The organism is Stenotrophomonas sp. 14P6.2.3 (genome assembly GCF_057799055.1).
The window spans coordinates 57,633-82,947 of record NZ_JBYOLA010000017.1 but is presented as its reverse complement, the minus strand read 5'-3'; the positions used below and the strand labels follow the sequence as shown (position 1 = coordinate 82,947).

Genomic DNA, 25,315 nt, shown 5'->3' with positions numbered 1-25,315 from the left:
ATGCGTTTCGACGTCATCACCCTGTTCCCCGATTTCCTGGCCCAGTCCGCTGGGCTGGGCGTGGTCGGCCGTGCGCAGGAAAAGGGATTGTTCAGCCTGCATGGCTGGAATCCCCGTGACTACGCCGAGGGCAACTACCGCCGGGTGGACGACCGTCCGTTCGGCGGTGGCCCGGGCATGGTGATGCTGATCGAACCGCTGCAGGCCTGCCTGCAGGCGATCCGCGAGGCCGATCCGACGCCTGCGCGGGTGATCTATCTCAGCCCGCAGGGTGCGCCGCTGACCCAGGCCAAGGTGCGGGAACTGGCGGCATTGCCGCGCATGGTCCTGCTCTGCGGCCGCTATGAGGGCATCGACGAACGTTTCCTGGCCGCCAATGTCGATGAGGAGATCTCCCTCGGCGACTATGTGCTGTCCGGTGGCGAGCTGGGGGCTGCGGTCATCATCGACGCGGTGGCCCGGCTGCAGGAAGGCGCCTTGAATGACGCCGAATCGGCCGCTCAGGACAGTTTCGAGGGCGACCTCGGCCTGCTCGACTGCCCGCATTTCAGCCAGCCGGCCCAGCATCCGCTGGGTGACGTGCCGGACGTGCTGCGCTCGGGCAACCATGCCGCCATCGCCGCCTGGCGCCGGCAGCAGTCGTTGATCCGTACCGCGCAGCGGCGCCCGGACCTGCTGGATGAACAGGCGCTGGGCAAGGCCGACCGCAAGCTGCTGGCACAAGCCCGCCAGGCCCCGGCAGAAAAGGGCAGGCCCTAGCGCCAGCCCCGCTTTATCGGCTATGATGGTCAATTACCGCCAGCCTCGGCCGGCACGCAGTACCCAAAACAAACGTGCAGCACAGTCCGGTGACTGCATGAGCCTACGCTGTCGAATGACACGCCCACCCGAACAATGAATCGGTGTAACCCATGAGCAAGCTGAACAAGTCCATCGTCGCGGAATTCGAATCCGCCCAGATCACCCGTGAGCTGCCGCAGTTCAGCCAGGGCGACACCGTTGTCGTCAACGTGAAGGTGAAGGAAGGTGCCCGCGAGCGCGTGCAGGCCTATGAAGGCGTTGTCATCGCGACCAAGAACGGCGGCCTGAACTCCTCGTTCACCGTGCGCAAGATCTCGCACGGCTACGGCGTTGAGCGCGTGTTCCAGACCCACAGCGCCATCATCGACTCGGTCGAAGTGAAGCGTCGTGGTAAGGTCCGCGCCGGCAAGCTGTACTACCTGCGTGGCCTGGAAGGCAAGGCTGCCCGCATCAAGGAAGATCTGGCTGCTGCTGCTGCCGCCAAGGCTGCCCGTCTGGCAACCAAGGGCTGATAAACAACTTCGGTTGTTGCCGCGACGGCCGCCTTCGGGCGGCCGTTTGCGTTTGTGGTGTCGCCTCGTTAGTTTCAGTGGATGGATGAGACCGACCACCGATATCCGGCGGACATCCAGGTGGCATTGCGCTTCCTGGACAGTTCCGGCGTACCGCGGCGGGAAGCGGCCCCCATGCTGCATCGCATGCTGTGGCGGCTGGGTATCGCGCTGCCACCGCCGATATTGGCCGGTTTCCTGACCAATACGCTGCTGCAGGGCCTGCTGTTCGGCGTGTTCTGGACGGTGCTGATGTGGCTGCTGTTGTGGCAGGGCAGGGCCCCGGCAATGGCGTTGCTGGTGCTTGCTGGCGTGGTGGCAGGCGTGATGTTCGGCCTGGTGATGGCCACCCTGATGTGGTTCCTGCGCGGGACCCGCAAACTGCCCACCTGGCAGCAGTTCCGCCGCAGCCTCTGAGGCCATGGCGCAGTGCGCCGTGACCGCTGCCGGGCGGCGGCGTACGCTCGGGCATTCGACCCCCATGGCCCCTGCGATGTCCGCCAAGCGAACCGCCAACAGTGCTGCGCCCAAGCTGCTGTCCGGCGGTAATCCGCAGATTGCCAAGGGTGAGGGCGATGCGCCCGTGCAGGCCTATATCGCCGCCATGCCGGACTGGAAACGGGCCGTTGGTGCACGTCTGGACGCACTGATCGAACAGGCCGTGCCCGGCGTGCACAAGGCGGTGAAATGGAACTCGCCGATGTACGGCGTCGCTGCCGGCGAGGGCTGGTTCCTCAGCTTTCATTGCTTCGCCCGCTACATCAAGGTCGCCTTCTTCCGCGGTGCGCGGTTGCAGCCTGTTCCGCCGGAACCGTCCAGGAGCGCCGACACGCGCTACCTGCACATCCTTGAGAATGGCGTGCTGGACGAGGCGCGGTTCCTCGACTGGGTGCGGCAGGCCAGCGAGCTGCCCGGCGAACGCATGTAGTTCTCAAGGATCTTTCCCCGTACGAGACCACACGATGGCCACGCAGAAGACCGATCCCGCAGATGCTGCTCTCCCCGCCGCCGCACTGATCGATGCTCGTATTGCCGAGCTCGGTGATTGGCGCGGCGAGATCCTCGCCCGCGTGCGCGCGCTGATCCACGAGGCGCTGCCGGACGTGGAGGAAACCTGGAAGTGGCGCGGCACTCCGGTGTGGGAACACAACGGCATCCTGTGCACCGGCGAATGCTACAAGCAGGCGGTGAAGCTGACCTTCGCCCACGGCGCTGCGTTGCCGGATCCGAAGGGCCTGTTCAATGCCAGCCTGGAAGGCGGCACGCGCCGCGCGATCGACATCCACGAAGGCGAAATGCCGAATGCCGCGGCGTTCAAAGCCCTGATGCGTGCGGCCGCAAAGCACAACGCCACGAAGAAAAAGCGGTAGTGCCGGGCCATGCCCGGCGGATTTCTGGCAACCGCTGCGCTCGCCGGGCGTGGCCCGGCGCTACCGGGTCACAGCATCCGGGTCGGCCACCGGCGACGGCGGGCAGGCCGGAATCTCCGATGGCGTGGCCAGTTCCTCCGCGTGCACCGGCTTGCTGATCATCCTCGCCTTGCGCCAGCCACCCCAGCGGTAATACGCCAGCGACAGCAGCATCGACACCAGTGAACCGGCCGGGAAGCTCCACCAGATCGCGTCGGCGCCCCAGTACGGCTGCAGGAATTCGGCGAATGGCACGCGCACGCCCCACAGCGACGCTGCCAGGATCAGCAGCGGCGGCAGCACCGCGCCGGTGGACCGCACCACGCCGGAGATCACGAAGCTGACGCCGAAGAACAGGAACGAACCGATCACGATGTGGTTCAGGTGCCGCGCGATCTGCAGCGACTCGCTGCCCTGCGGCAGGAACAAGGCCAGCGAATACTGGTCCAGCAGCACCAGCGGCAGGATCAACGCGCCGGTCAGCAGGAAGTTGAACAGGATGCCCTGGCGTGCGGTACCGCGCACGCGGTCCCAGCGCTGCGCACCGACATTCTGCGCGGCCATCGACGAACACGCCGCACCGATCGCCATCGCCGGCATCTGCACGTAGTTCCACAGCTGCAGCGACGCACCGTAGGCCGCGCCGGTGTCGGTGCCGTACTGGTTGACCATCGTCATCAGCATGATCACCGACAGCGAGATCAGCACCATCTGCAGGCCCATCGGCACGCCCTTGATCACCAGCGCACGCAGGATGGTCATGTCCAGCTTGAACAGGTGCATGTCGGCGCGGCCCAGCCACAGCGTGTGCCGCTTGTGCCGCATGTACAGCAGCAGGCCGGCCAGCGACAGCGTCTGCGACACCAGCGTGGCCCAGGCCGAGCCGGCGATGCCCAGTTCCGGGAACGGCCCCATGCCGAAGATCAGCACCGGGTTCAGGGCGATGTCCAGCACCACCGAGACCAGCAGGAAGCGGAAGGGCGTGCGCGAATCGCCGGCGCCACGCAGCGCCGCACTGAGGAAGGCGAAGGCGTACAGCGTCGGCATCGCCAGGAAGATGATGCGCAGGTAGGCCTCGGCCAACGGCAGCGAGGCGGCAGGCGTGCCCATCGCCGCCAGCAGCGGGTGGGCCAGGAACCAGCCGGCGATGGCGATGATCACCGACAGGCCGATGAAGAACGTGGCGCTGGTACCGACCACGCGCCGCGCCTGGGCGATGTCGCGCGCGCCGATGGCCTGGCCGATAAGGATGGTCGAGGCCATGCCGAAGCCGAACACCGAACCGATCAGGAAGAACATGATGTTGTTGGCGTTCGCGGTCGCGGTCAGTGCCGCTTCGCCGAGGAAGCGCCCCACCCATACCGCATTCACCGAGCCGTTCAGCGACTGCGCGATGTTGCCTGCCAGGATCGGCAGCGCGAACAGCAGCAGGTTGCGGCCGATCGGGCCGGAGGTCAGGTCAAGCGGCGCTTTGGCCATGGAGTGGTGATCGATTACCGGGAGGCGCACACTAGCATCAAGCCGGTTTGCAGGATGTGGCAATGCATCAACGACAGCAGGCGATGCGGATGATCGCGGTGGCCTTGATCGCAGCGGCACTGGCCGCATGTTCGTCAGGTGACCGGCTGGGCGATACCCAGGTGCGGCCGACCGACCGCCCCGAGTGCCTGGTCGGCAGCCAGCGCCAGGATCTGGCGGCCGGAACGCCGGCATTGATCGGGGGCACTGGTTGCCGTACCGACCCCGACAATCCGCGCCCCCTGAACAAGCGAACGGAGTAGTCCCTACCGATGTCCGAGCTTTCCCCGTTGGCGCCCAGCGTCCGTCTGGACATCTGGCTGTGGGCGGCCCGCTTCTTCAAGACCCGCAGCCTGGCAAAACAGGCGATCGAGACCGGCAAGGTATCCGTGGCCGGGCAGCGCCCGAAATCCTCGCGCGCGGTGCGTGTGGGGGAGCAGCTGCTGGTCGATCGCGGTGAAGAACACTTCGAGATCCAGGTGCTGGGCCTGAGCGACCAGCGCGGACCGGCGCCGGTGGCGCAGCAGCTGTATGCCGAGAGCGAGGCCTCCAAAGCGCGTCGTGCCGAACTGCGAGCGCTGCGCATTGCCGCGCGTGATGGCTACCAGGCGCCGGAGCACAAACCGGACAAGCGCGCACGCCGGTTGATCCGCGCCCTGGGTGATCTCGATGCGTTGTGACGCAGTGGCCGGACTGAAAGCGCTCTGGTAGCCGCCCACCTTGGTGGGCGCTGTGCCCTGTGCCGACCATGGTCGGCACCCACCGTGTGGTGGGGCCTGCAAGCGCTCTGGTAGTCGCCCACCTTGGTGGGCGCTGTGCCGCCTGCGCTCAGCCACCGTTCGGCTTGCGCCCCGCACGTTGGAACGTCCTCTTCATGGAAGCCCACCATGTTCCTGCGCCGCAGCCTGCTGTGCCTGGCCCTGTCCGCCGCCGTCCCGGTGTTCGCCGCCGACATCACCTTCTGGGATACCCCGCAGCGCGGTGGCAACAGCTTCAACGAAGCGCCGCCGGACAAGGCCTATTTCCAGGCGTTGCGTGCGACCGGCGCCACCTGGGTGCGACTGACCCCGGACAAATGGCGCAGTGCCGGCGGCCGCGATTTCCTGATGGGCGATGCCGACCACTATCAAGGACTGGTGCCGGCCGATGTGGAGACCCTGCGTCGCGCGCTGGATGACGCCAATGCCGTGGGCCTGAAGGTGGTGCTGGTGCCGCTGTCGCTGCCCTTGCTGCGCTGGAAACACAAGAACGGCGACGTGGTCGACCAGCGCCTGTGGCAGTCCTTCGACAACCACGCACCTGCGCAGCGCTTCTGGCGTGACCTGGCCACCGCACTGAAAGGGCATCCGGCGCTGGCCGGCTACAACCTGATCAATGAGCCGGCGCCGGAATACGCCACCACGCTGGCCGAACATGCCTCCCGCGAGGACATGCTGAAGTGGTATGCGGGCGTGCAGGGCGGGCCGCGCGATCTGCGCCAGCTGTACATGGAATTGGTGGCCAGCGTGCGCGAAGTCGATGCAGAGATACCGTTGATGCTTGATGCCGGCTGGTATGCCGCGGCCGATGCCTTCGACTACTGGCCTGCGCCGCTGGACGACGCGAAGCTGCTGTACAGCGTGCACATGTACGAGCCGTATGCGGCCACCAGTGCGCCGAACCAGAAGCGCAGCACGCCGTACCGCTATCCCGCGGAAGTGCCGTTCGGCGACCGCAGCGAGCGCTGGGACGCCGTGCGCGTGCGCAGCTACCTGCAGCAGCCAATGGACTGGGCGAAGACCCATGGCATCGGCGCCAACCGCATGGTGATCGGTGAGTTCGGCTGCATGCGACGTTGGCCGGACTGCGGCCGCTACCTGCGCGATGTACTGGACGTGGCCGAGCAGCAGAAGGTGCACTGGGCGTTCTACGCATTCCGCGAAGACGGCTGGGACGGCATGGACTACGAACTGGGCGACAAGCCGCTGCCGGGATCGTACTGGCAGGCCGTCGAGAAGGGCGAAGCCGTGCAGCCGCCGCGTTCGATGCAGGCGCCGCTGTTCGCACCGATTCTGGAGCGGCTGAAGGCCGGAGCGCGCTGACGCCTACGCGGTAGCGCCGGGCCACGCCCGGCGGTTGCATCGGTAGACGCCCACCTTGGTGGGCGTTGTGCCGTGTGCCGCGTGCCGACCAAGGTCGGCATCTACCAGGGCAGGGTGCGAACGCTCTGGTAGTCGCCCACCTTGGTGGGCGTTGTGTTGTGTACCAATCAAGGTTGGCACCTACCAGAGCATGTCAGCCGTGCAGGTCGTAGCGATCCAGTTCCATCACCCGCGTCCAGGCGGCGATGAAATCCTGCACGAACTTCTTCTCGCCATCGGCACTGGCATACACCTCGGCCAATGCACGCAGCACGGCGTTGGAGCCGAACACCAGATCCGCACGGGTGCCGGTCCAGCGTGCAGCGCCATCGTTGCGGCCGCGGCCTTCATAGCTTTCGCGGCCGGTCGCCTTCCAGGTCGTGCCCATGTCCAGCAGGTTGACGAAGAAGTCGTTGCTCAACGTGCCGGGTCGATTGGTGAACACGCCGTGCTTGCCGCCATCGACGTTGGTGCCGAGCACGCGCAGACCACCGACCAGCGCGGTCATTTCCGGTGCGGTCAGGGTCAGCAGCTGTGCCTTGTCGATCAACAGCGCCTCACCCGGCACGCTGTAAGCGCCCTTGAGATAGTTGCGGAAACCATCGGCAGCCGGTTCCAGCACCGCGAACGATTCGACGTCGGTCTGTTCCTGGCTGGCATCGGTGCGGCCCGGGGTGAACGGCACGCTCAGGTCGTGGCCGCCGGCCTTTGCCGCCTGCTCGATGCCGACGCCACCGGCCAGCACGATCAGGTCGGCCAGCGACACCTGCTTGCCACTGCCGCCGTTGAAATCGGCCTGCACCTTTTCCAATGCGGCCAACACTTTGGCCAACTGCTGCGGCTGGTTTACCGCCCAGTCCTTCTGCGGCGTCAGGCGCACACGCGCACCGTTGGCACCACCGCGCTTGTCCGAGCCGCGGAAGGTCGAGGCGGAGGCCCAGGCAGTCGACACCAGCTCCGCCACGCTCAGGCCGGTCGCCGTGATCTTCTGCTTCAGCGCGGCGATGTCCTTGGCGTCGATCAGCGGATGCTTCGCTTCCGGCACCGGGTCCTGCCAGATGAATTCCTCGGCGGGGATTTCCGGGCCGAGATAGCGCGCACGCGGACCCATGTCGCGATGGGTCAGCTTGAACCAGGCACGGGCGAACGCATCGGCGAAGGCCTGCGGATCCGCAAGGAATTTCCGCGAGATCTTTTCGTAGGCCGGATCCATGCGCAGCGACAGGTCGGTGGTCAGCATCGTCGGGCGGTGCTTCTTCGACGGATCGTGCGCATCGGGGATCACCGCATCCGCGTTCTTGGCGACCCACTGGTGAGCGCCAGCCGGGCTCTTGCTCAGCTCCCACTCGTGGCCGAACAGGATCTCGAAGAAGTCATGGCTCCACTGTGCGGGCGTACGGGTCCAGGTGACTTCCAGGCCGCTGGTGATGGTGTCGCCCCCCTTGCCACTGCCGAAGCTGTTGGCCCAGCCGAGGCCCTGGCTTTCCAGGCCCGCCGCTTCCGGTTCCTTGCCGACGTTGTCGGCCGGGCCAGCACCGTGGGTCTTGCCGAAGCTGTGGCCACCGGCGATCAGGGCGACGGTTTCCTCATCGTCCATCGCCATGCGGCCGAAGGTGTCACGGATGTCATGCGCGGCCAGCACCGGATCGGGATTGCCGTCCGGGCCTTCCGGATTCACGTAGATCAGGCCCATCTGTACCGCGGCCAGCGGGTTTTCCAGTTTGCGCGAATGCACGTCGCCATCAGCATCGTCATCGGACACCAGCACGCCGTGGTTCTCTTCCACACCTTCCGAGCCGTGCGCGTAACGCACGTCGCCGCCCAGCCAGGTGGTCTCGCGGCCCCAATACACGTCCTGGTCGGGCTCCCAGGTATCGGGACGGCCGCCGGCAAAGCCGAGCGTTTTGAAGCCCATCGATTCCAGTGCGACGTTGCCGGTCAGGATCAGCAGGTCGGCCCACGAAATGGCCTGGCCATACTTCTGCTTGATCGGCCACAGCAGGCGTCGCGCCTTGTCCAGGCTGACGTTGTCCGGCCAGCTGTTGAGCGGAGCGAAGCGCTGCTGGCCGCGACCACCGCCGCCACGGCCATCGTCGATGCGGTAGGTACCGGCGCTGTGCCACGCCATGCGGATGAACAGGCCGCCGTAGTGACCGAAGTCGGCCGGCCACCAGTCCTGCGAGTCGGTCATCAACGCCTTCAGGTCGGCCTTCAGCGCGCTGTAGTCCAGCCCGTTGAAGGCCGTGGCGTATTCGAAGCCCGCATCGAGGGGATTGGAGCGCGTGGAGTGCTGGTTGAGCAGGTCCACGCGCAGCTGGTTCGGCCACCAGTCGCGGTTGGTCGTCGCATCACCGACGACGGCATGGTTGAACGGGCACTTCGCTTCGCTTTTCATGGGTCTCTACCTGTGGACTGGCGAATGAGGGAATCAGATCGCTTACCCACCATAGGCATCGCCTAACGATGGGTAAATTCGATTGATTCAACCGCTGCGATAGTGGCTGCCTATGGTTGGCGGCGCTTGGATCGTTGTGCGCGATCAGCGCTTGAGCAGGCCCGCGCCGAGCTTGAGCAGATCGCTGGCGCCGAACTGGCCATCGCCGTCCTGGTCGAGCGCACCGCCGAGCAGGCTGCCGATGCCGCCGCCGGATTGCTGTGCCTCTTGGCCCAGGGCCTGGCTGAGCTGGCCGGCGTTGCCGCTCTGGGCAAACCGCTGGGCCAGGAACGACATGACGATGGGGGCGAGGATCGCCAGCAGCTGACTGGACTTGCCGCTGTCCAGGCCGGTCTTCTGGCCCAGCGCTTCGGCCGCCTGTGAGGTCTGCCCACCGAATACATGGCCGAGGATGCCGGCGCCGTTTGTGGCGTTGCCGCCGCCGCCGCCCATCACCGCGCCGAGGATGCTGCCGAGATCGAAACCTCCACCGCCGCCGCCGGCCGAACCGAGGTGGTCGCGCTGCAGGGCATTGAGCAGGGACTGCGCACCCTGCGGCTCACTGGCGTTCTGGCCCATCGCGCCGAGCAGCAGGGGCAGGGCGCTGCCGACGGCCTGGGTGGCCTGGCTGCTGTCCAGGCCGAGCTGCTGCGACACCTGCTGCAGGCCTTGGCCCTGCTGCAGCTGCTGGAAGAGGGATGCAGCGAGGGATTCGGTGTTCATGGCGGTCTCCGGTCTGTGAAGGACGAACCGCCCGAGCATAACGCCGTGTACACGACGGAAGTGCGAAAGGCAGCCGAGCGTGGGCTCGGCTCTACAACGGTAGCGCCGGGCCATGCCCGGCGGCCGGGATTACAGCAGCGCCTTCAACCGGTACAGCGCTTCCAGTGCCTGCTTCGGCGTCAGCTCGTCCGGGTCGAGCGCGGCCAGCGCCTCCTGCGCCTTGTTCGGCGGGGCGGCGAACAGTCCGAACTGCTGCGGTGCATCCAGCGCCTGCGGGGCGAGCTCGGCAGCATGGCTTTCGCCGCCGCGCTGCTCCAGCTCGGCCAGGCGTCGACGCGCCTGTGCCACGGTGGCACGCGGCAGGCCGGCAAGGGCAGCCACCTGCAGGCCGAAGCTGCGGTTGGCCGGGCCGTCCTTCACCGCGTGCATGAACACCAGCGCTTCGCCGTGCTCCACGGCATCCAGGTGCACGTTGGCGATGCCACTGCGGCCGCCCTCGTGCTGTTCGTCGGCCAGCGCGGTCAGTTCGAAGTAATGGGTGGCGAACAGCGTGTAGCAGCGGTTTTCGTAGGCGAGGTGGCGCGCCACCGCGTCGGCCAGGGCGAGGCCATCGTAGGTGGAGGTGCCGCGGCCGATCTCGTCCATCAGCACCAGCGAATGTGCGGTGGCGTGATGCAGGATGTAGCTGGTTTCAGCCATCTCGACCATGAAGGTCGATTGCCCGCGGGCAAGATCGTCGCCGGCGCCGATGCGGGTCAGGATGCGGTCGATCGGGCCGATCAACGCGCGGCTGGCCGGCACGAAGCTGCCGATGTGGGCCAGCAGCACGATCAGCGCGTTCTGCCGCATGTAGGTCGATTTACCGCCCATGTTCGGGCCGGTGATGACCAGCATGCGACGGTCCGGGTGCAGGTCCAGATCGTTGGGCTCGAACGGCTGGTCACGCACCGCTTCCACCACCGGATGGCGGCCGCGTTCGATCTTCAGGCACGGCTCGGCCTGCAGTTCCGGACGCGCCCAGTCCAGCGCCTGCGCACGCTCGGCGAAGGCGGCCAGCACATCCAGTTCGCTGAGTGCGGCGGCGCACTGCTTGAGCGGCTCCAACTGCGTGCCCAGCGTGTCCAGCAGCTGCTCGTACAGATACTTCTCGCGCGACAGCGAACGGTCGCGGGCAGACAGCACCTTGTCCTCGAACGCCTTCAGTTCTTCGGTGATGTAGCGCTCGGCGTTGGTCAGTGTCTGGCGGCGGGTGTAATGCACCGGCGCGCGCTCGGACTGGCCCTTGCTGATTTCGATGTAGTAGCCGTGCACACGGTTGTAGCCGACCTTCAGGGTGGCGATGCCGCTGCTCTCGCGCTCGCGCTGTTCCAGGTCGACCAGGAACTGGTCGGCGTGGGTCGACAGGCGGCGCAGTTCATCCAGCTCGGCGTCGAAGCCATCGGCCAGCACGCCACCATCGCTGAGCTTGAGCGGTGGCATTTCGGCAATGGCGCTGGCCAGCAGGTGCGCGCACTCGTCGTGCTCGCCGAGCGCGGCGTGCAGGGTCTGCAGTCGCGGTGAATCCAACGGTGCCAGCACCTCGCGTACGGCCGGCAGCAGGCCGAGGCCATCGCGCAGGGTCGAGAAGTCGCGCGGCCGCGCCGAGCGCAGGGCGACGCGGGTGAGGATGCGTTCCAGGTCGCCGAGGCGGCGGAACTGTTCGCGGATATCGGCCTCCGCACCGCGGTCGATCAGTGTTTCCACCGCGTGGTGGCGCTGCACCAGCACCTCGCGCAGGCGCAGCGGCCGATGCAGCCAGCGGCGCAGCAGGCGGCCACCCATCGGTGTCACCGTGCTGTCGAGCACGCCGAGCAGGGTGTTGCGGGTATCGCCGTCGACGCGGGTGTCCAGCTCCAGATGGCGACGCGTTGCCGCGTTCATCGCGATCGCTTCGCTGGCGGTCTCCATCGAGATGGAGGTCAGGTGCGGCAGGCGCTGCTTCTGGGTTTCCTCGACATAGCCGAGCAGGGCGCCGGCAGCGGCCGTGGCGCGCGGCTTGTCGTCGATGCCGAAGCCGCTGAGGTCGTGCAGCTTGAAGAAGTTCAGCAGCTGGCGGCGACCACTGTCGGCGTCGAACAGCCACGGCGCGCGGCGACGCACGCCGCTGCGCTGGCGCAGGAAGTCGGGCCAGTTCTCTTCATCCGGCACCAGCAGTTCGGCCGGTTCCAGGCGGGCCAGTTCGGCTTCCAGTGCATCGTCAGTGTCGACTTCGTTGACCAGGAAGCGGCCGCCGGCCAGGTCGGCCCAGGCCAGCCCATAGCCGCTCTTGTTGCGCGACAGGGCCATCAGCAGGGTGTCTCGGCGCTCATCCAGCAGCGCTTCGTCGGTAACGGTGCCCGGAGTGACGATGCGCACCACCTTGCGTTCGACCAGACCCTTGGCCAGTGCCGGGTCGCCGATCTGTTCGCAGATCGCCACCGATTCGCCCAGCGCCACCAGCCGTGCCAGGTAGCCCTCGTAGGCGTGCACCGGCACACCGGCCATCGGAATCGGTGCACCACCGGAGCTGCCGCGCTGGGTCAGGGTGATGTCGAGCAGGCGCGCGGCCTTGCGCGCGTCGTCGTAGAACAGCTCGTAGAAGTCGCCCATGCGGAAGAACAGCAGCAGGTCCGGATAGTCGGACTTGGCTGCGAAGAACTGCTTCATCAGCGGGGTGTGTTCGGCGGACTTGTCTTTGGACATGGGGCTCGTGGATCAGGGGCGTCCGCTCGCGCCGGAGGGCAGCGGGTCGGAGCGGGTACAGGGTCGTCCATGGTAACTGGTCGGGGGGAAAAGGCGCTTTCGTTGGTGGCGTGTGAGATGTCGCAGACAAGCAGCGGCGGTGGCGTCCGTGGCGGTCAGTGGCTGCGTGGATGCCGCAGGATAGCGGCGATCACGTATGAAATGGTCGCTGTGGGCGCGCCGTCGGGGGAGCTTGATGAATGTGTTGTGTGGGTCACAACTTGCGTTTGGATCGCCGGTGGAGAGTTGACGGCCGCAATCGGGCGGTCAACGGAGTTCCTGCATGTTCCTTCGTACGTTGTTTGGTATGTTGCTTGCGATGTTCCTGGTCAGTACTGCGGCTCCGTCCTTGGCTGCAGAAGTATCCGGATCAAAGGACCTGCACCACCTCACTCTGCGGGTGCTGCACGACGCGAACCCCGTATTCTCGCCCCGTGTAAGCGTGCAGGAAGGACGCACGGCGATCCTCACGCTGGAGGAGAAGCACGGGCGCCGCTACACGTTGGTGCTCGATGTTGCCCAGACATCGGCCTTTGTCGGTGAAGCGGCCGCAGACCTGCAGTGGAGTCTGTGGCAGGGAGAACAGTTCAGCGGTACGTTGTTGCAGGAGGGTGCACTGACGATTTCTCCGATAACGGTGCAGGCGGGAGCGCGAAGCGGGCGACCGCTGGGGCTTTACAAGCAGGGACTGGATGCGGGTCCGACCGACGTTCAGGTACTTGACTATTCAAGAGAGACGCCGCTTCTGGAGGCGGATGACGCGTTGAAGGCGTGTGCGATCGCCACGACGGTGGCATCTGTGCGCAACAGCGGATGCTGTGGCGCGAAGTGTCAGGATGGCAGCGGACAGTCGCTCAAATGCTGTGGGGCAAGTTCCTGCTGTGCTTGTGGCACCTGTTGCCATGTTCCCTGATGTGGAGTGGCAACAGGCCTGACTGCCTCAGGCACGTTGCAGATTGATATTCGGGTGGCTGGCGAAGATATCCATCACGATGTCAAAGTAGGTCTGCCCATCGCCGCGCTGCAGGGCGTCCAGCTGGCGGCGGATGGCTTCGGCATTGAACGTACCCGGTTGCCGCAGCTTGTCTTGCAGCCACGCACGCGTGGCCTCCACTCCCAGTGCATCGCGGCTGCAGTCGATATCGCGCCAGACCACCGTGGCCGTTTTGTGCCCGGCCAGTGCGCCATAACCGCCGTACAGCAGATCGTCCAATGCATCGAGGCTGGGCCCGAGCTGCCAGTCTTCGCCAGCCATGAATACACGGTTGATTTCTGCGTAGAAACTTGGGATATCAACGATGACGGTGCCGTTGATCTGCAGGAATACGTTCATCTGCCGACTATAGCGTTGCGCGGCCAAAGAGCGCGCGGCTTATTCATCTGCGTGATGCATTCCCACCCTGCCTTCAGTGGAAAATGGGGAGGAATAAGGAAAGGGCTCTACTTGAATGCATTTATGTTAATGAGGCGTTGTTTCAGTAAATGTATTTAAAGTTTCCCCGGATCGTGCCGTCACCGATATAGGGCCACGATCAAGGGAATTGAGATGCTCGCCTTACGCAACCTCCGTGTGGGATCCCGGCTTTCTGCCGGCTTCGGTCTGCTGTTGCTGTTCATCATGGCCATCGTCGGCCTGGTGTTGTACGGAAACCATCTGAAGTCCGCCCAGTTCGAGAAAGTGGTGGGCGTGAACATGGTCAAGATGCGGTTGTTGAACGACATGCTTGATACCAACAACGCGGTGCTGATGCATCGTCGCCTGATGGTGATCAAGCGCGGCGAGGAGTTCGACAGGGATTACCAGCGGGCGCAGGAACTGAGCCGCACCTACGACGGCATCTGGGACAAGTACATCACGATTCCCCGCGATGCCACCGGCGATACGCTGGTGGCGCAGATCGCGGCGGCACGCAAGGCCACCGACGCCTCCACCCGGCAGCTGCACGAACGGATGAAGGCGGGCGACTACGACGGTGCGGCCACCGAACTGCTGGCCGAACACGGTCTGGCCACCGCTTGGAATGGAGCGATCTCCAGCCTGCTGCGGCACCAGGAAGCCCTGACCGAACGCAGCCGTGAGGAGTACCGCGCCACGGAAGCGTGGACGGGAACACTGTCCATCGCCTTCGGTGTGCTCAGCCTGATCCTCGGTGCACTGGCTGCGTGGGCGATCACCCGCAGTCTGACCCGGCCCTTGGCGGGCGCGGTGAAGCTGGCCGATGGCATTGCCAACGGTCGCTTGGACAACGTCATCGATGCCTCGGGCAACGACGAGGTGACCCAGTTGCTGAAATCCATGCAGCGCATGCAGGGGCAGCTGCAGGCCGTGATGACGGCGCAGGGCGAGATGGCGCGGCAGCATGATGACGGCAGCCTGAGCTACCGCATGGACGAGAGTACCTTCCCCGGCGATTACGGGCGGATGGTGCATGACACCAACGCACTGGTGGGTTCGCACGTGCAGGTGCAGAACCGCCTGATCGAAGTGATGAAGCACTACGCACGCGGCGACCTGTCGGTGGACATGGATCGCCTGCCGGGCGAGAAGGCGGCGATCACCCAGGCCATGGATGAGACCAAGTCCAGCCTGTCGGCCATCAACGGCGAGATCCGCCGGCTGGCCACAGCCGCGGCCGCCGGCGACTTCAGCCTGCGTGGCGACGAAACTCGCTTCGAGCACGATTTCGGCGAGATGGTGACCGGGTTGAACCGGTTGATGCAGACCACCGATGAGAATCTGGTGCAGGTGTCGAGCCTGCTGCAGGCGATCTCGCGCGGCGATTTGACCGTACGCATGCAGGGCGATTTCCACGGTGTCTTCGCGCGCATGCGCGACGACTGCAATGCCACCGTCGAACAGCTGACCCAGATCGTCGGCCGCATCCAGACCAGTGCATCCAGCATCAATCTGGCAGCGGGGGAAATCGCCTCGGGCAATACCGATCTGTCGCGGCGTACCGAGCAGCAGGCGGCCAACCTGGAAGAGACGGCAGCGTCGATGGAGGAACTGACCTCCACGGTGAAGCAGAACGCCGAACACGCGCGCCAGGCCAATCAGCTGGCGATCGGTGCACATGGGGTGGCCTCGCAGGGCGGCGAGGTGGTCGGTCAGGTGGTGACCACCATGAGCGCCATCGAAGCGTCGTCGAAGAAGATCGCCGAGATCATCAGTGTGATTGATGGCATCGCCTTCCAGACCAACATCCTGGCGCTCAACGCCGCGGTGGAAGCGGCGCGCGCGGGCGAGCAGGGCAGGGGCTTCGCCGTGGTGGCCAGTGAGGTGCGCACGCTGGCGCAGCGCTCGGCTGGCGCCGCCAAGGAGATCAAGGGCCTGATCGAAGAGTCGGTGGGCAAGGTATCCGACGGCTCGGCGCTGGTGCGTCAGGCCGGCACCACGATGGGCGAGATCGTCGCCTCGGTGCAGCGGGTGACCGACATCATGGCCGAGATCTCGGCGGCCTCGCAGGAGCAGAGCTCGGGTATCGAGCAGGTCAACCAGACCGTGATGCAGATGGACGAAACCACCCAGCAGAATGCTGCGCTGGTGGAAGAGGCCAGCGCTGCAGCACGTTCGATGGAGGAACAGGCCAACCTGCTGGCCGAAGCGGTATCGGTGTTCCGCACCGGGGCTTCGGTGGCGGCGGCAGCGGTCCGACCGATGTTGGCAGCGGTCGCTGCAAGCGTGCCGCCGGTGCGTCGCGTGACCGGCGTGGCGCCGCGCATCGCGCCCTCGCTCGCGGCCAACACGGGTGGGTGGGAAGAGTTCTAAGCCGGGTGGGAGACGGCGCCCATCGCGATGCTGGTCGCGATGGGCGCATTTTTGTTTCCTGAACCGATGGTGGCCGCTCAACACCCGCAGACGCGGATTTCACCTGCAGTTGCCACCCGCAGGCAGACACTTGCGCCATACCGGAGCACAGGAGATGGCCATGAAGACCTCGACCCGATTGATGGTGCTGGGCACCCTGCTGGCAGCCTCGTCCGTTGCTGGCGCACAGAATTACGGCCCGCGTGATGAAGGCCGCAAGTTCAACGATGGCAGCCGCGTGGTCTGCAAGAACGTGGAAGTGCAGCGCAATACCCGCGATCCCAATCGCATCACCGGTACCGCCACCGGCGCCGTGGTTGGTGGTTTGCTGGGCAACCAGGTAGGCGGCGGCAACGGCAAGAAGCTGGCAACGGTTGCCGGTGCCGTGGCGGGCGGCGCAGCCGGCCGGCAGATCCAGGGCAACCATCAGCAGAAGACTGGTGATCGCGTGGTCGAGCGTCGTTGTGAGCGCGTCTACCGCTGATCCCCCATGCGATAACCCCTTCCACACCGCTGTACCCGAACGCCGGCCCTGTGCCGGCGTTCTTCGTTTCCGGTCCCGTTCCGCGGAGCAGGGCGCATGCCTATACTGCGCCGACCTCCAGGGATGAATCGCCAGTGAACGAGTCGAGTGCTGTGGACCGACGGGACCCGTCCGATGTTGCCGATGCAGTGCCTCGCGCGACAGCCAGCTACTCCCGCGTGCGCGACCGCACCGACGAGCTGGAGCTGTTCATTTCCGGCCTGCTCGCCTTCGCACTGCTGGCCGTGCCGGGCTACCTGTTCGATGCGTGGGCGCGCAGCAGCCTGCATACCGAAGGGGTCTACTTCCAGGCGCTGTGGTTCGCCTTCAGCATCGGCGTCGGCATGTGCTACGTGATGGCGGTGGCCTTGATCATCCACCTGGCGGTGCGCGGCTACTGGATCGGCCTGATCGGTCTGAAATCGCACTTCCCCAACGGCATCGACTGGGATCGACTGACGATGCTGGGTCCGTTCTCACGCGCGTTCCTGAAGCAGCGAGACGGTGGGCTCGACGGCACCATCGAACGCGCGGACCGGCTTGCCACCATGCTGTTCTCGACCACGCTGCTGTGCGTGCAGACCCTGGCCGGCACCCTGGTGGTGGCGATTGTCTCGCTCGGTGTGGCGATGGCCATCGGTGCCGCCTTCGGCGATGTTGATCGCATCACGCTGGGAATTGTCGCGGTGCTGATGGTTGGCCTGCTCGGTCTGGCGATGGTGCCGATGCTGCTGGAGAAGTCGATCGCCCGGCGCCAAGCGCGGGGGCTGGACACCGCACGGCAGGAGAAGCGGCTGCAGTCGGTGCTGGCTGGCCTGCAGCGGGTACCGATGCTGCGCCTGCTGCAGACCATGCAGTGGACCCTGCAGAGCAACCTGCGCGGTCGCTCGTTCACCGTGATCTACCTGTCGGCGGTGATGCTGGCGATGGTGCTCGCCGCGCTGCAGGTGTACGGCTCGAAGAAGTTCTCGCTGTTCAACCGCTACAGCGTGCTGACCGAAGAAGCGGTGGACCACGGCATGCTGGGCGCGCACTACGAATCGCTGCGCTCTGCGCATGACCAGCTGCTGCCCTATCCGATGATTCCGGCCGATACCATCAGTGCATCGCGGTTGCGGCTGTTCATTCCGCACCGTCCGCAGCGTGACAATCCGGTGGCACGGCAGCGCTGTGCGGGCGGTGCCCGTAACGAAGCGCAGGGTGCACAGGCGGCGACGGCAGCGGTGAACTGCATGGCGCTGCTGTGGACGGTGCAGCTCGATGGCGGCAAGGTCGACCTGCATGATTTCGTGCCGATGGAGCGTCGCGACCTGGACATGCGCGGACTGGTGGGCTACTTGCCGATGGCGGATCTGAAGCCGGGCCGGCATGACCTGCGACTGGTCTGGAACGCCGACGGCGGCGAACGTGGTCCCAGCCGCCGCCGCGAATACAACATCCCGTTCTGGTACGCACCAGAGCCGTAAAAGGGGACGGAGGGGATTACGTCGCTCTCTTCCCCTCCGTCCCTTTTTTGCTGTGCAGGCGCCAGAGGGCGAGGGCGCTGTACAGCACCAGCAGCACGGCCAGGGTGATCAGTTCGTGGCTGACCTCGGCCAGGCTGGCGTCCATCTGGTTCAGGCGCACCATCAGGTTGATGCCGGAGGTGGTCGGCAGCAGTTGCGCCAACCAGACCAGTGGGCGGGGCGTCATCACCGCCGGCCAGGACAGGCTGGCCAGGAAGAACAGCGGGATGGAGGTGGCGATGATGTACTGGAAGGCGCGTTCGCGGGTGCGGAAGAAGCTGCCGACGAACAGGCCGAACGCTACCGTGGCAGCGATGAACAGCGTACCACCCAGTAGTTGCCCGAGCGGGTTGCCGCCACGCGGATAGTCCTGAACCCAGGCGGTGAAGCCGGCGTACCAGAACAGCCCGAACAGCCCGATCAGGCCGAAGCCGAGGGCCATGCCGGTCAGGGTGGGCAGGTCGAACCGCAGGCGCCGGCCCAGCACCAACCGGCGACCGCCGAGCAGGACGCCGATACCCATCAGCAGTGTCTGATGCACGATCAGTTCGGCCACGCCAGGCACGATCGCGCTGCCATAGCCCTCCTGCGTGTTGTACAGCGGCCGTTGCACGAGGGTGACCGGTGGTGCCTGTGGCGCGCCCATGAACGCGGCCTGGGTGATTGCCGCGTCGCGGCCGAACGCGCCCAGTGCATCCGCCACGCTGCCCAGCACCCAGCTGGCGCGGCCGAGATAGGCGCCGTTGCCGAGCAGTACCAGCTTGGCCGGATGGCCACGCAGGATGTCGCGCTCCAGGTTGGCCGGGATCAGCACGATGCCTTCGGCATGGCCGGCTTCCAGCTGTGCACGCGCATCCTGCAGATCGGCCGGTTGCCCGACCACATGGGCCACGCGCAGCGAATCGAGCTTGCGCAGCAGTTCGCGGCTGGTCGCGCTGTGGTCTTCATCGACCACCAGCACGGGCAGGTTGCCGGCTACCTGGTGGCGATAGGCGGCGGGGTAGAAGAACGAGTACAGGATCACCGCGCCGACCATCACCACGATCGCATAGCGGTCGCAGAGCACGGCAAGCAGGGTCTGCCGCAGGCTGTGCCAGATCCTGCTCATGCGCCAGCCCCGGCGGGTTGCGCGGCCTGCGGCGTGCGCGCGAACGCCAGCAGGCGCCAACCGCCGATGCCGCCGGCGACCAGGATCATCAGCAGCAGCGTGGCCAGCGGCCACAGCGACACCACCAACGGCGAGCCGATGAACTGCTGCTGGGTCCGCAGCTTGATGTAGGCGCTGAGCGGCAGCAGCAGGTGCCAGACGCGGGTGAACAACGGCGCGTCGATCACCGGGAACGTGGCGCTGGAAAAAGCCAGTGCGGTGCCGATGCTCAGACCCACGGCGGACAGGGCGGTGCCCATGTCGCGGGTGACGCCGACGAAGAACAGGGCATAGGCCGCGGTGGCCAGGTAGAACAGCGGCTGTGCGAGCAGCAGCAGAACCACGCTGCCGGCGATGCCGTCGCCGCGCAGCCAGGCCAGGTAGGCCGCGCCCAGCGCGCCGTACAACGAGAACAGCAGCACGTAGGGCAGCACCTTGCCGGCAATGGCCGACCACGGCGCGTGGCCCAGCCAGGCGGGCAGGGTGCCGTCGCGGATCTCACGGCCGAGGCTGCCGGCCACTGCCAGCGCCAGCACCAGCGACAGTACCGCCGGGAAAATCAGCGGCAGCAGGAACAACTCGTAGCTGCGGGCTGGATTGAACAGGATGTCCGACTGCACCGCGATGGGCGCGGCACGCAGCTTGCCCGGCCCGACCTGCAGGCCGATGCGTTCGCGCAGCAGCCGCGCGTTCCATGCAGACACCGCATCGCCGATATCACGCGCAGCGGACTGGCCGGTGGTCATGTAGGTGGCGTTGTAATAAGAAAACACCGTGCCCTGCCGGCCGCGCAACGCCTGGCGGGTCACATCGCGCGGCACCAGCACCACCGCGAACACTTCCAGCCGGCGCAGCTGCGCGCGTGCCTCCTCCATGCCTGCCGGTTGGCTGGCGATGCGCACACCGGGGCTGGCATCCAGCATGCGCAGCAGCAGGCGGCTGTCGCTGCTGTGGTCCAGGTCGACCACGGCAATCGGCACATCGCGCATCACCGATGCGGAGAACATCCAGGCCATCACCACCAGCATCAACAGTGGCAGCACGGTGACCAGCGCCAGGTCTGCACGGCTGCTGCACAACCGGCGCAGTTCGCGCTGCCATGAGCCGCCGAAGCCGCCGCGGTCGGTATTCAGTGCTGCGGCCATGCGAACAGCACGCTCATGCCGGGGCGGAAGCCCTCGATGCGGCGTACCGGGCGCACCCGCACTTCGAAGCTGCGCACGTCATAGCCCGATGACTGACGGGTCGTACGCCAGGTAGCGTAGTCGCCCGCGGGATTGATGAAATAGACCTTGAACTCGTCGTCCTTGCCGAGCGCCGGCACGCTGCCACGCAGCTTGCTGCCGACCTTCAGGCCCTGCATCTGCGATTCGCGCAGGTTCATCGACACCCACATGCGGTCGATATCGACCAGGGTGAACACCGGGTAGCCGGCCGGTACCAGTTCGCCCGGGTCGGCCATGCGCTTGTTGATTTCACCGGCCACCGGTGCGCGACCTTCCACTTCAACGCGTGCGGCGTTGACTTCCGCCACCGCGCCCTGCGCCTGCTGCACCTGGCCCTGTGCGGCACGCTTGTCCTGTTCGCGCGCACCGGCCAACGCCATGTCGTACTGGGCGCGGGCGGCACGGGCCAGTTCGCGTGAGCTGGTGGCCTGGGCAGCGGCTTCGTCGCGCTTCTGCCGGGTCATCACCCCTTCGTTGAACAGGTTCTGCACGCGCCGGTAGGTGGCTTCGGCAAGCGTGGCGCCGGCTTCGGCGCGCTTCCAGTTGGCTTCGGCCGCGCGGATGTCTTCGCTGCGTGCGCCGTCGTTGGCCTTGTCGGCCACCGCCTGCGCCGCGGCCAGCGCGCCGTGCGCCTGCTGTTCCTTGGCCGCTACTTCGGGGCTGTCGAGCAGGAACAGTACTTGTCCGGCCTGCACGCGATCACCCTCGCGCACCCTCAGTTCGGCCACGCGCGCAGTGATCTTGGCCGACACGTTGAGGGTGTCGGCGTCGGCCATGCCCTGGATCTGGTCGGCGGGGCTGCGCCAGGCCAGCCACAGGCCCAGCACCACCGCTACCAGCAGCACCACCAGCAGAATCGGCCCCAGCCGGCGCTTGCCCGGGGGCGTCGTTGCTTCGTCGTGCAACACATCACTCATGATCGATCACCTCGTCTGCACGCCGCCGATGGTCTTCGAAGCGGTCCATCTGTCCACTCACCTCAAGCAACTGGGCCAAGGCGATATCGTATTGGTAGGCCGCCTGCGCACGTTCGACGCGGGCGCCGCCGAGGCCTAGCCGCGCATCGATCACGTCCAGTGAGGTGGCCTGGCCTTCGCGGAAGGCCAGCTCCTGCAGGCGCAGGTTCTCGTCGGCCTGGGCGATGCTGCTGTCCAGCAGCACGAACTGCTGGCGCGCGGTTTCCAGCTCGTTCCAGGCCTTGCGCACACCCAGTGCCACCTGGTTCTCGGCCTCGCGCAGGCCTGCCTCGGCCTGCTCCTGCTGCGCGCGTGCGGCGCTGATCTGTGCCGGTCGCGAGTTCGGCGACAGGAAGGTGTACTTCAGGCCGATGCCGAATGCCCAGTCCGGATCGGTCAGCATTTCGTCGCGGCGCCGGAAGTCGTACTGGCCGAACAGGAATACCGTTGGCTTGAGCTTGGCCTGCTGCACGCGCACGCCCTGTTCGGCCTGCGCGACGATCGCCCGCAGGCGCGCGATCTGCGGCTGCCGTGCCTGCGCGGTGCGCTCGAAGCTGGTGACCGGTTCCAGCGCGGTGCGCTGCACGAACAGCGGAGACAATGGCTGCACATCGCCGCCGCTGCGCAGCAGGGTGGCCAGCGCAGCCTTCAGCGTGGCCAGATCATTGAGGGTCTTCTGGTAGTCGCGCTCGGCCTTGTCGCGGGCGACGGTAGCCTGCAGGCGCTGCGCTCGGGTGGCGAAGCCTTCGCGTTCCAGCTTTTCGGCATCCGACAGGTGGCGATTGAGGCCATCGCGCACATCGCGCCGCACGACTACAGCCTGCTCGGCCAGGCGCTGGCCAAAGTAGGCCTGGGCCAGCTGCACGGTCAGTGACTGTCGCTGCGCTTCGCGCTCGGCGCTGGCCTGTTCGCTGGCCGCGCCGGCAGCACGCTGCGCGGCGGGAATCAGGCCGCCGGTGTACAGCGGCAGCACGGCGGTGACCACCGGCCGCGTGCGCCAGTCGCGTTCGGTGAACGACAGCGGCGAGTCGATGCCATAGGCCTCGGCCACCGGTGCCAGTGAGCCCAGCGGCAGGGTCAGGGTCTTCTGGAACTGCAGCCGGCGCACTTCGCCGGTGATCTCCGGCAGGCGCAGCAGGCGGGTGGCTTCCTGCAGTTCTTCCTTGTTGCGCACGCCGGCATCAGCAGCGGCCAGTGCGTCGGAGACCTGTTCCAGCCGCTGCCGCGCCTGTTCCCATTCCAGCGCTGGAGGCGCGCTGGTCTGTGCCGCTGCGGCCAGCGGCAGGCTTGCCAGCAAGGCCAGGCCGGCAGCGCCGAGCGCGCGGTGCATCCTTGTCCGTGGGCAGCTCAGGCGCATGCCGTTCCTGTAGTGAAGAAGTGGGCAAACGGTAGTGGTCCGCGCGTGAAGCCGGGGTCTGCGGTGGTCTGGATCATGCTCTTTTCAACGTAAGGTGTTGCCAGCGGCGGTGCGCAGCGCCTGGGTGATGTGCTGCAGCGTGCTCGAACGCACGGCGGCATGCTGCCAGAACAAGGGTACGTCGAGCCATCGACGAGGTTCCAGCACCACTACCTGCCCGGCCTGTACCGCTGGCGTAACCAGGGCCTCCGGAGCAAGGCACCAGCCGAGTCCACGCGCGGCAGCATCGACGAAGCCGGTGGAGGAGGGCAGGTAGTGGACGGGCGGTTGCAGGCGTGCACGGGTCAGCCTGCGCAGGAAGCGCCATTGCAGTTCATCCTTGCGGTTGAACACGATCATCGGCGCCGACGCCAATGCGTCAGCCTGCATGCCCTTGCTGAAGTGGCGCCGCGCAAAGGCCGGTGAGGCGATGGCGTGGTAGCGCATCGCGCCCAGCGGATGCACGTTGCAGCCCTTCAGGGGTTTGCGTTCGGCGGTGACCGCGCCCAGCACGCTGCCGTTGCGCAGCAGTTCCAGAGTGTGGTCCTGGTCGTCCATGCGCAGGTCGAACAGGTAGCCGTGGCGCTGGTGCAGCTCGGCGATGGCGGCGACGAACCAGGTGTCCAGCGAATCGTCGTTGACCGCCAACGGAATCGGCGTGCGGGTGGCATCGCTACCGCGTTCCGGCAACAGTTCGGCCAGCGCTTCGGCCTGCAGTGCCTGCATCGGCCGCACCCGCCGCAGCAGTGCCTCGCCGGCAGCGGTAGGCCGGCATGGCGCTTGCCGTACCACCAGGACCTGGCCCAGCCGGTCCTCAAGTGCCTTGATCCGTTGCGACAACGCCGACGGACTGATCGAAAGGCGGCGTGCGGCGGCCTCGAAGCTGCCTTCTTCGAGCACCGCGGTGAAGGCGCTCAACTGCGGATGTACCAGGTCCACGCGGTGCCTCTTCAGTTTTTCTGCACAGGATAAAGAAAAACCAGCTGGCCTTAACGGGTCCGTTGGTCGCACCCTGCGCTTCCTTTCACGGTGGAGAGCGTCGGATGTGGATTGCTGCGGCCTTGGCCGGCCTGTTTGCGGGTGCTGGCCTGATCATCGCCATCGGTGCGCAGAACGCCTTCGTGCTGCGGCAGGGGCTGCAGCGTCGCTACGTGGGCATGGTGGTGCTGGCCTGCATGGGCGCCGACATCGCGCTGATCCTGGCTGGCGTGGGCGGCATGGGAGCGCTGGTGCTGCAATGGCCGCTGCTGTTGCAGGTGCTGCGCTTCGGCGGGGCCGCCTTCCTGCTGTGCTATGGCCTGCAGGCCGGGCTGCGCGCATGGCGCGGTGGCAGCGCGCTGGCCGCGGCTGATGCCAGTGGTGGCAGCCGGCGGCAGGTGCTGCTGGCCTGCCTGGCCTTCACCCTGCTCAACCCGCACGTCTACCTGGATACGATGGTGTTGCTGGGCAGCCTGTCCACGCGCTATCCGGGTGAGCTGCGCTGGGCGTTCGCGGCGGGCGCCTGCGTGGCCAGCGTGCTGTGGTTCTGCGGGCTGGGATTCGGCGCCCGGTTGCTGCAGCCGGTGTTCCGCAACGCGGCAGCGTGGCGGGTGCTGGATGCAGGCGTGGCGGCCTTCATGCTGTGCCTCGCGCTGCTGTTGCTGCTGCGTCCGCTCTAGGCCGCGTCCACCGCGCACAACGGGGTTTCATCGGGGCGCAGGGTCAGCACGCGCACACCGGTACGGGTCACGGCCACGGTGTGCTCGAACTGCGCCGACAGCTTGCCGTCGCGGGTGTACACCGGCCATTCGTCGGGCTGCTGGCGGATCGCAGGTTTGCCCTGGTTGAGCATCGGCTCGATGGTGAACACCATGCCTTCCTGCAGTTCCATGCCGGTGCCGGCATGGCCGTAGTGCAGGATCTGTGGCTCCTCGTGCATTTCCTGGCCGATACCGTGGCCGCAGTATTCCTTGACCACGCTGTAGCCGTGGCTGCGGGCATGGCGGGCGATGGCGTGGCCGATGTCGCCCAGGCGCGCGCCTGGCCGCACAGCGGCGATGCCCTTCCACATGGCCTGATAGGTCACCTGCACCAGCTTGCGCGCGGCGTAGTCGACTTCACCCACCAGATACGTGGTGCTGGAATCGGCGATGTAGCCGTGCTTCTCCAGCGTGATGTCGAGGTTGACGATCTGGCCATTGCGCAGCACATCGTCGGCCGACGGCATGCCGTGGCAGATGACGTTGTCGATCGAGGCATTGAGCACGTACGGGAACCCGTACTGCCCTTTGCTGGCCGGCCGTGCCTGCAGGTCGTTGACGATCATGCGTTCGACGATGTCGTTGATCTCCAGCGTGCTGCGGCCCTGCAGCGGCAGCGCGTCAAGCATCGCGAAGACCTGCGCCAGCAGTCGTCCGGACTCGGCCAGGCGGTCGATCTCGTCGGGGCGCTTGATCATG

At 66.4% G+C, this 25,315-nt stretch carries 24 protein-coding genes; 13 read left to right on the top strand and 11 right to left on the bottom strand.

From position 1 onward, the window contains the following. The 5 genes from trmD (at position 1) to AC27VL_RS14175 (ending at position 2,722) form a co-directional block, all read left to right on the top strand. Positions 1–759: a tRNA (guanosine(37)-N1)-methyltransferase TrmD gene (gene trmD, locus AC27VL_RS14195; protein ID WP_488767032.1), complete on the top strand. Its 759-nt coding sequence runs from the start codon at positions 1–3 to the stop codon at positions 757–759. Positions 760–911: 152 nt separating this feature from the next. Continuing rightward, positions 912–1,313, top strand: coding sequence for a 50S ribosomal protein L19 (gene rplS, locus AC27VL_RS14190; protein ID WP_089239648.1), 402 nt, complete (start codon positions 912–914; stop codon positions 1,311–1,313). Positions 1,314–1,394: 81 nt separating this feature from the next. After that, on the top strand, positions 1,395–1,769 hold the full coding sequence (locus AC27VL_RS14185; RefSeq protein WP_488767030.1) for a DUF6404 family protein: 375 nt from the start codon (positions 1,395–1,397) through the stop codon (positions 1,767–1,769). Positions 1,770–1,845: 76 nt separating this feature from the next. After that, positions 1,846–2,280 (top strand): DUF1801 domain-containing protein, encoded by a 435-nt coding sequence (locus tag AC27VL_RS14180; RefSeq protein WP_488767028.1) that lies wholly within the window; start codon positions 1,846–1,848, stop codon positions 2,278–2,280. Between the two features lie 34 nt (positions 2,281–2,314). Further along, positions 2,315–2,722: a DUF1801 domain-containing protein gene (locus AC27VL_RS14175; protein ID WP_488767026.1), complete on the top strand. Its 408-nt coding sequence runs from the start codon at positions 2,315–2,317 to the stop codon at positions 2,720–2,722. A gap of 60 nt (positions 2,723–2,782) precedes the next feature. Here AC27VL_RS14175 and AC27VL_RS14170 read toward each other — a convergent pair whose 3' ends face one another. Then, positions 2,783–4,240 (bottom strand): MATE family efflux transporter, encoded by a 1,458-nt coding sequence (locus AC27VL_RS14170; protein ID WP_100551885.1) that lies wholly within the window; start codon positions 4,238–4,240, stop codon positions 2,783–2,785. A gap of 62 nt (positions 4,241–4,302) precedes the next feature. Between AC27VL_RS14170 and AC27VL_RS14165 the strand changes: the two genes are divergently transcribed. The 3 genes from AC27VL_RS14165 (at position 4,303) to AC27VL_RS14155 (ending at position 6,360) form a co-directional block, all read left to right on the top strand. Then, complete coding sequence (locus AC27VL_RS14165; protein WP_100464017.1) at positions 4,303–4,542, top strand: hypothetical protein; 240 nt, start codon at positions 4,303–4,305, stop codon at positions 4,540–4,542. Between the two features lie 9 nt (positions 4,543–4,551). Then, positions 4,552–4,959, top strand: coding sequence for an RNA-binding S4 domain-containing protein (locus AC27VL_RS14160; protein ID WP_089239660.1), 408 nt, complete (start codon positions 4,552–4,554; stop codon positions 4,957–4,959). A gap of 207 nt (positions 4,960–5,166) precedes the next feature. Then, complete coding sequence (locus tag AC27VL_RS14155) at positions 5,167–6,360, top strand: glycoside hydrolase family 5 protein (protein ID WP_488767023.1); 1,194 nt, start codon at positions 5,167–5,169, stop codon at positions 6,358–6,360. A gap of 193 nt (positions 6,361–6,553) precedes the next feature. Here the strand turns inward: AC27VL_RS14155 and katG are convergent, their stop codons facing one another. The 3 genes from katG to mutS all read right to left on the bottom strand — a co-directional run bounded on the left by katG (position 6,554) and on the right by mutS (position 12,277). Then, positions 6,554–8,794: a catalase/peroxidase HPI gene (katG, locus tag AC27VL_RS14150; protein WP_488767022.1), complete on the bottom strand. Its 2,241-nt coding sequence runs from the start codon at positions 8,792–8,794 to the stop codon at positions 6,554–6,556. Between the two features lie 144 nt (positions 8,795–8,938). Then, positions 8,939–9,556: a DUF937 domain-containing protein gene (locus AC27VL_RS14145; RefSeq protein WP_089239664.1), complete on the bottom strand. Its 618-nt coding sequence runs from the start codon at positions 9,554–9,556 to the stop codon at positions 8,939–8,941. 129 nt (positions 9,557–9,685) lie between these two features. Further along, on the bottom strand, positions 9,686–12,277 hold the full coding sequence (gene mutS / locus AC27VL_RS14140) for a DNA mismatch repair protein MutS (RefSeq protein ID WP_488767020.1): 2,592 nt from the start codon (positions 12,275–12,277) through the stop codon (positions 9,686–9,688). A 322-nt stretch (positions 12,278–12,599) separates the two neighbouring features. Here mutS and AC27VL_RS14135 point away from each other — a divergent pair, with 322 nt between their 5' ends. Further along, positions 12,600–13,229 carry a hypothetical protein gene (locus AC27VL_RS14135; protein ID WP_488767019.1) on the top strand — a complete coding sequence of 210 codons (630 nt, stop codon included), beginning with the start codon at positions 12,600–12,602 and terminating at the stop codon, positions 13,227–13,229. Positions 13,230–13,256: 27 nt separating this feature from the next. Here the strand turns inward: AC27VL_RS14135 and AC27VL_RS14130 are convergent, their stop codons facing one another. Further along, positions 13,257–13,649, bottom strand: a complete 393-nt coding sequence (locus AC27VL_RS14130) for a barstar family protein (protein ID WP_488767017.1) — start codon at positions 13,647–13,649, stop codon at positions 13,257–13,259. A gap of 213 nt (positions 13,650–13,862) precedes the next feature. Here AC27VL_RS14130 and AC27VL_RS14125 point away from each other — a divergent pair, with 213 nt between their 5' ends. The 3 genes from AC27VL_RS14125 (at position 13,863) to AC27VL_RS14115 (ending at position 18,113) form a co-directional block, all read left to right on the top strand. Continuing rightward, positions 13,863–16,085 (top strand): methyl-accepting chemotaxis protein, encoded by a 2,223-nt coding sequence (locus AC27VL_RS14125; protein WP_346558687.1) that lies wholly within the window; start codon positions 13,863–13,865, stop codon positions 16,083–16,085. Positions 16,086–16,239: 154 nt separating this feature from the next. Continuing rightward, on the top strand, positions 16,240–16,608 hold the full coding sequence (locus tag AC27VL_RS14120; protein ID WP_025873797.1) for a glycine zipper 2TM domain-containing protein: 369 nt from the start codon (positions 16,240–16,242) through the stop codon (positions 16,606–16,608). Positions 16,609–16,826: 218 nt separating this feature from the next. Beyond that, positions 16,827–18,113, top strand: a complete 1,287-nt coding sequence (locus AC27VL_RS14115; RefSeq protein WP_488767015.1) for a hypothetical protein — start codon at positions 16,827–16,829, stop codon at positions 18,111–18,113. A gap of 16 nt (positions 18,114–18,129) precedes the next feature. On the opposite strand, the gene AC27VL_RS14110 is transcribed toward AC27VL_RS14115, so the two are convergent. The 5 genes from AC27VL_RS14110 to AC27VL_RS14090 all read right to left on the bottom strand — a co-directional run bounded on the left by AC27VL_RS14110 (position 18,130) and on the right by AC27VL_RS14090 (position 23,816). Beyond that, complete coding sequence (locus AC27VL_RS14110; protein ID WP_488767013.1) at positions 18,130–19,260, bottom strand: ABC transporter permease; 1,131 nt, start codon at positions 19,258–19,260, stop codon at positions 18,130–18,132. After that, the gene (locus tag AC27VL_RS14105) at positions 19,257–20,444 is read right to left on the bottom strand and encodes an ABC transporter permease (protein ID WP_488767011.1); all 1,188 of its coding nucleotides are present in this window, start codon (positions 20,442–20,444) and stop codon (positions 19,257–19,259) included. Before AC27VL_RS14105 ends, AC27VL_RS14110 begins: the two co-directional genes overlap by 4 nt. Next, on the bottom strand, positions 20,429–21,442 hold the full coding sequence (locus AC27VL_RS14100) for an HlyD family secretion protein (protein ID WP_488767009.1): 1,014 nt from the start codon (positions 21,440–21,442) through the stop codon (positions 20,429–20,431). The genes AC27VL_RS14105 and AC27VL_RS14100 overlap by 16 nt, the downstream gene beginning before the upstream one ends. Then, positions 21,435–22,811 (bottom strand): TolC family protein, encoded by a 1,377-nt coding sequence (locus AC27VL_RS14095; protein ID WP_488767008.1) that lies wholly within the window; start codon positions 22,809–22,811, stop codon positions 21,435–21,437. The genes AC27VL_RS14100 and AC27VL_RS14095 overlap by 8 nt, the downstream gene beginning before the upstream one ends. Positions 22,812–22,922: 111 nt before the next feature. After that, positions 22,923–23,816: a LysR family transcriptional regulator ArgP gene (locus tag AC27VL_RS14090; RefSeq protein WP_488767007.1), complete on the bottom strand. Its 894-nt coding sequence runs from the start codon at positions 23,814–23,816 to the stop codon at positions 22,923–22,925. Positions 23,817–23,920: 104 nt separating this feature from the next. On the opposite strand from AC27VL_RS14090, the gene AC27VL_RS14085 reads away from it, so the two are divergent. Then, complete coding sequence (locus AC27VL_RS14085; protein WP_205404839.1) at positions 23,921–24,535, top strand: LysE/ArgO family amino acid transporter; 615 nt, start codon at positions 23,921–23,923, stop codon at positions 24,533–24,535. Here the strand turns inward: AC27VL_RS14085 and map are convergent. Beyond that, entirely contained in the window at positions 24,532–25,314 is a 783-nt protein-coding gene (map, locus tag AC27VL_RS14080; RefSeq protein WP_346558693.1) for a type I methionyl aminopeptidase, read from the bottom strand. The genes AC27VL_RS14085 and map overlap by 4 nt on opposite strands. Between the last annotated feature and the right edge of the window lies 1 nt (position 25,315).

Coding starts and splice junctions, on each gene's coding strand:
- trmD (WP_488767032.1), top strand. CDS start 1: ATGCGTTTCGACGTCATCACCCTGTTCCCCGATTTCCTGGCCCAGTCC.
- rplS (WP_089239648.1), top strand. CDS start 912: ATGAGCAAGCTGAACAAGTCCATCGTCGCGGAATTCGAATCCGCCCAG.
- AC27VL_RS14185 (WP_488767030.1), top strand. CDS start 1,395: ATGGATGAGACCGACCACCGATATCCGGCGGACATCCAGGTGGCATTG.
- AC27VL_RS14180 (WP_488767028.1), top strand. CDS start 1,846: ATGTCCGCCAAGCGAACCGCCAACAGTGCTGCGCCCAAGCTGCTGTCC.
- AC27VL_RS14175 (WP_488767026.1), top strand. CDS start 2,315: ATGGCCACGCAGAAGACCGATCCCGCAGATGCTGCTCTCCCCGCCGCC.
- AC27VL_RS14170 (WP_100551885.1), bottom strand. CDS start 4,240: ATGGCCAAAGCGCCGCTTGACCTGACCTCCGGCCCGATCGGCCGCAAC.
- AC27VL_RS14165 (WP_100464017.1), top strand. CDS start 4,303: ATGCATCAACGACAGCAGGCGATGCGGATGATCGCGGTGGCCTTGATC.
- AC27VL_RS14160 (WP_089239660.1), top strand. CDS start 4,552: ATGTCCGAGCTTTCCCCGTTGGCGCCCAGCGTCCGTCTGGACATCTGG.
- AC27VL_RS14155 (WP_488767023.1), top strand. CDS start 5,167: ATGTTCCTGCGCCGCAGCCTGCTGTGCCTGGCCCTGTCCGCCGCCGTC.
- katG (WP_488767022.1), bottom strand. CDS start 8,794: ATGAAAAGCGAAGCGAAGTGCCCGTTCAACCATGCCGTCGTCGGTGAT.
- AC27VL_RS14145 (WP_089239664.1), bottom strand. CDS start 9,556: ATGAACACCGAATCCCTCGCTGCATCCCTCTTCCAGCAGCTGCAGCAG.
- mutS (WP_488767020.1), bottom strand. CDS start 12,277: ATGTCCAAAGACAAGTCCGCCGAACACACCCCGCTGATGAAGCAGTTC.
- AC27VL_RS14135 (WP_488767019.1), top strand. CDS start 12,600: ATGTTCCTTCGTACGTTGTTTGGTATGTTGCTTGCGATGTTCCTGGTC.
- AC27VL_RS14130 (WP_488767017.1), bottom strand. CDS start 13,649: ATGAACGTATTCCTGCAGATCAACGGCACCGTCATCGTTGATATCCCA.
- AC27VL_RS14125 (WP_346558687.1), top strand. CDS start 13,863: ATGCTCGCCTTACGCAACCTCCGTGTGGGATCCCGGCTTTCTGCCGGC.
- AC27VL_RS14120 (WP_025873797.1), top strand. CDS start 16,240: ATGGCCATGAAGACCTCGACCCGATTGATGGTGCTGGGCACCCTGCTG.
- AC27VL_RS14110 (WP_488767013.1), bottom strand. CDS start 19,260: ATGAGCAGGATCTGGCACAGCCTGCGGCAGACCCTGCTTGCCGTGCTC.
- AC27VL_RS14105 (WP_488767011.1), bottom strand. CDS start 20,444: ATGGCCGCAGCACTGAATACCGACCGCGGCGGCTTCGGCGGCTCATGG.
- AC27VL_RS14100 (WP_488767009.1), bottom strand. CDS start 21,442: ATGAGTGATGTGTTGCACGACGAAGCAACGACGCCCCCGGGCAAGCGC.
- AC27VL_RS14095 (WP_488767008.1), bottom strand. CDS start 22,811: ATGCACCGCGCGCTCGGCGCTGCCGGCCTGGCCTTGCTGGCAAGCCTG.
- AC27VL_RS14085 (WP_205404839.1), top strand. CDS start 23,921: ATGTGGATTGCTGCGGCCTTGGCCGGCCTGTTTGCGGGTGCTGGCCTG.
- map (WP_346558693.1), bottom strand. CDS start 25,314: ATGATCAAGCGCCCCGACGAGATCGACCGCCTGGCCGAGTCCGGACGA.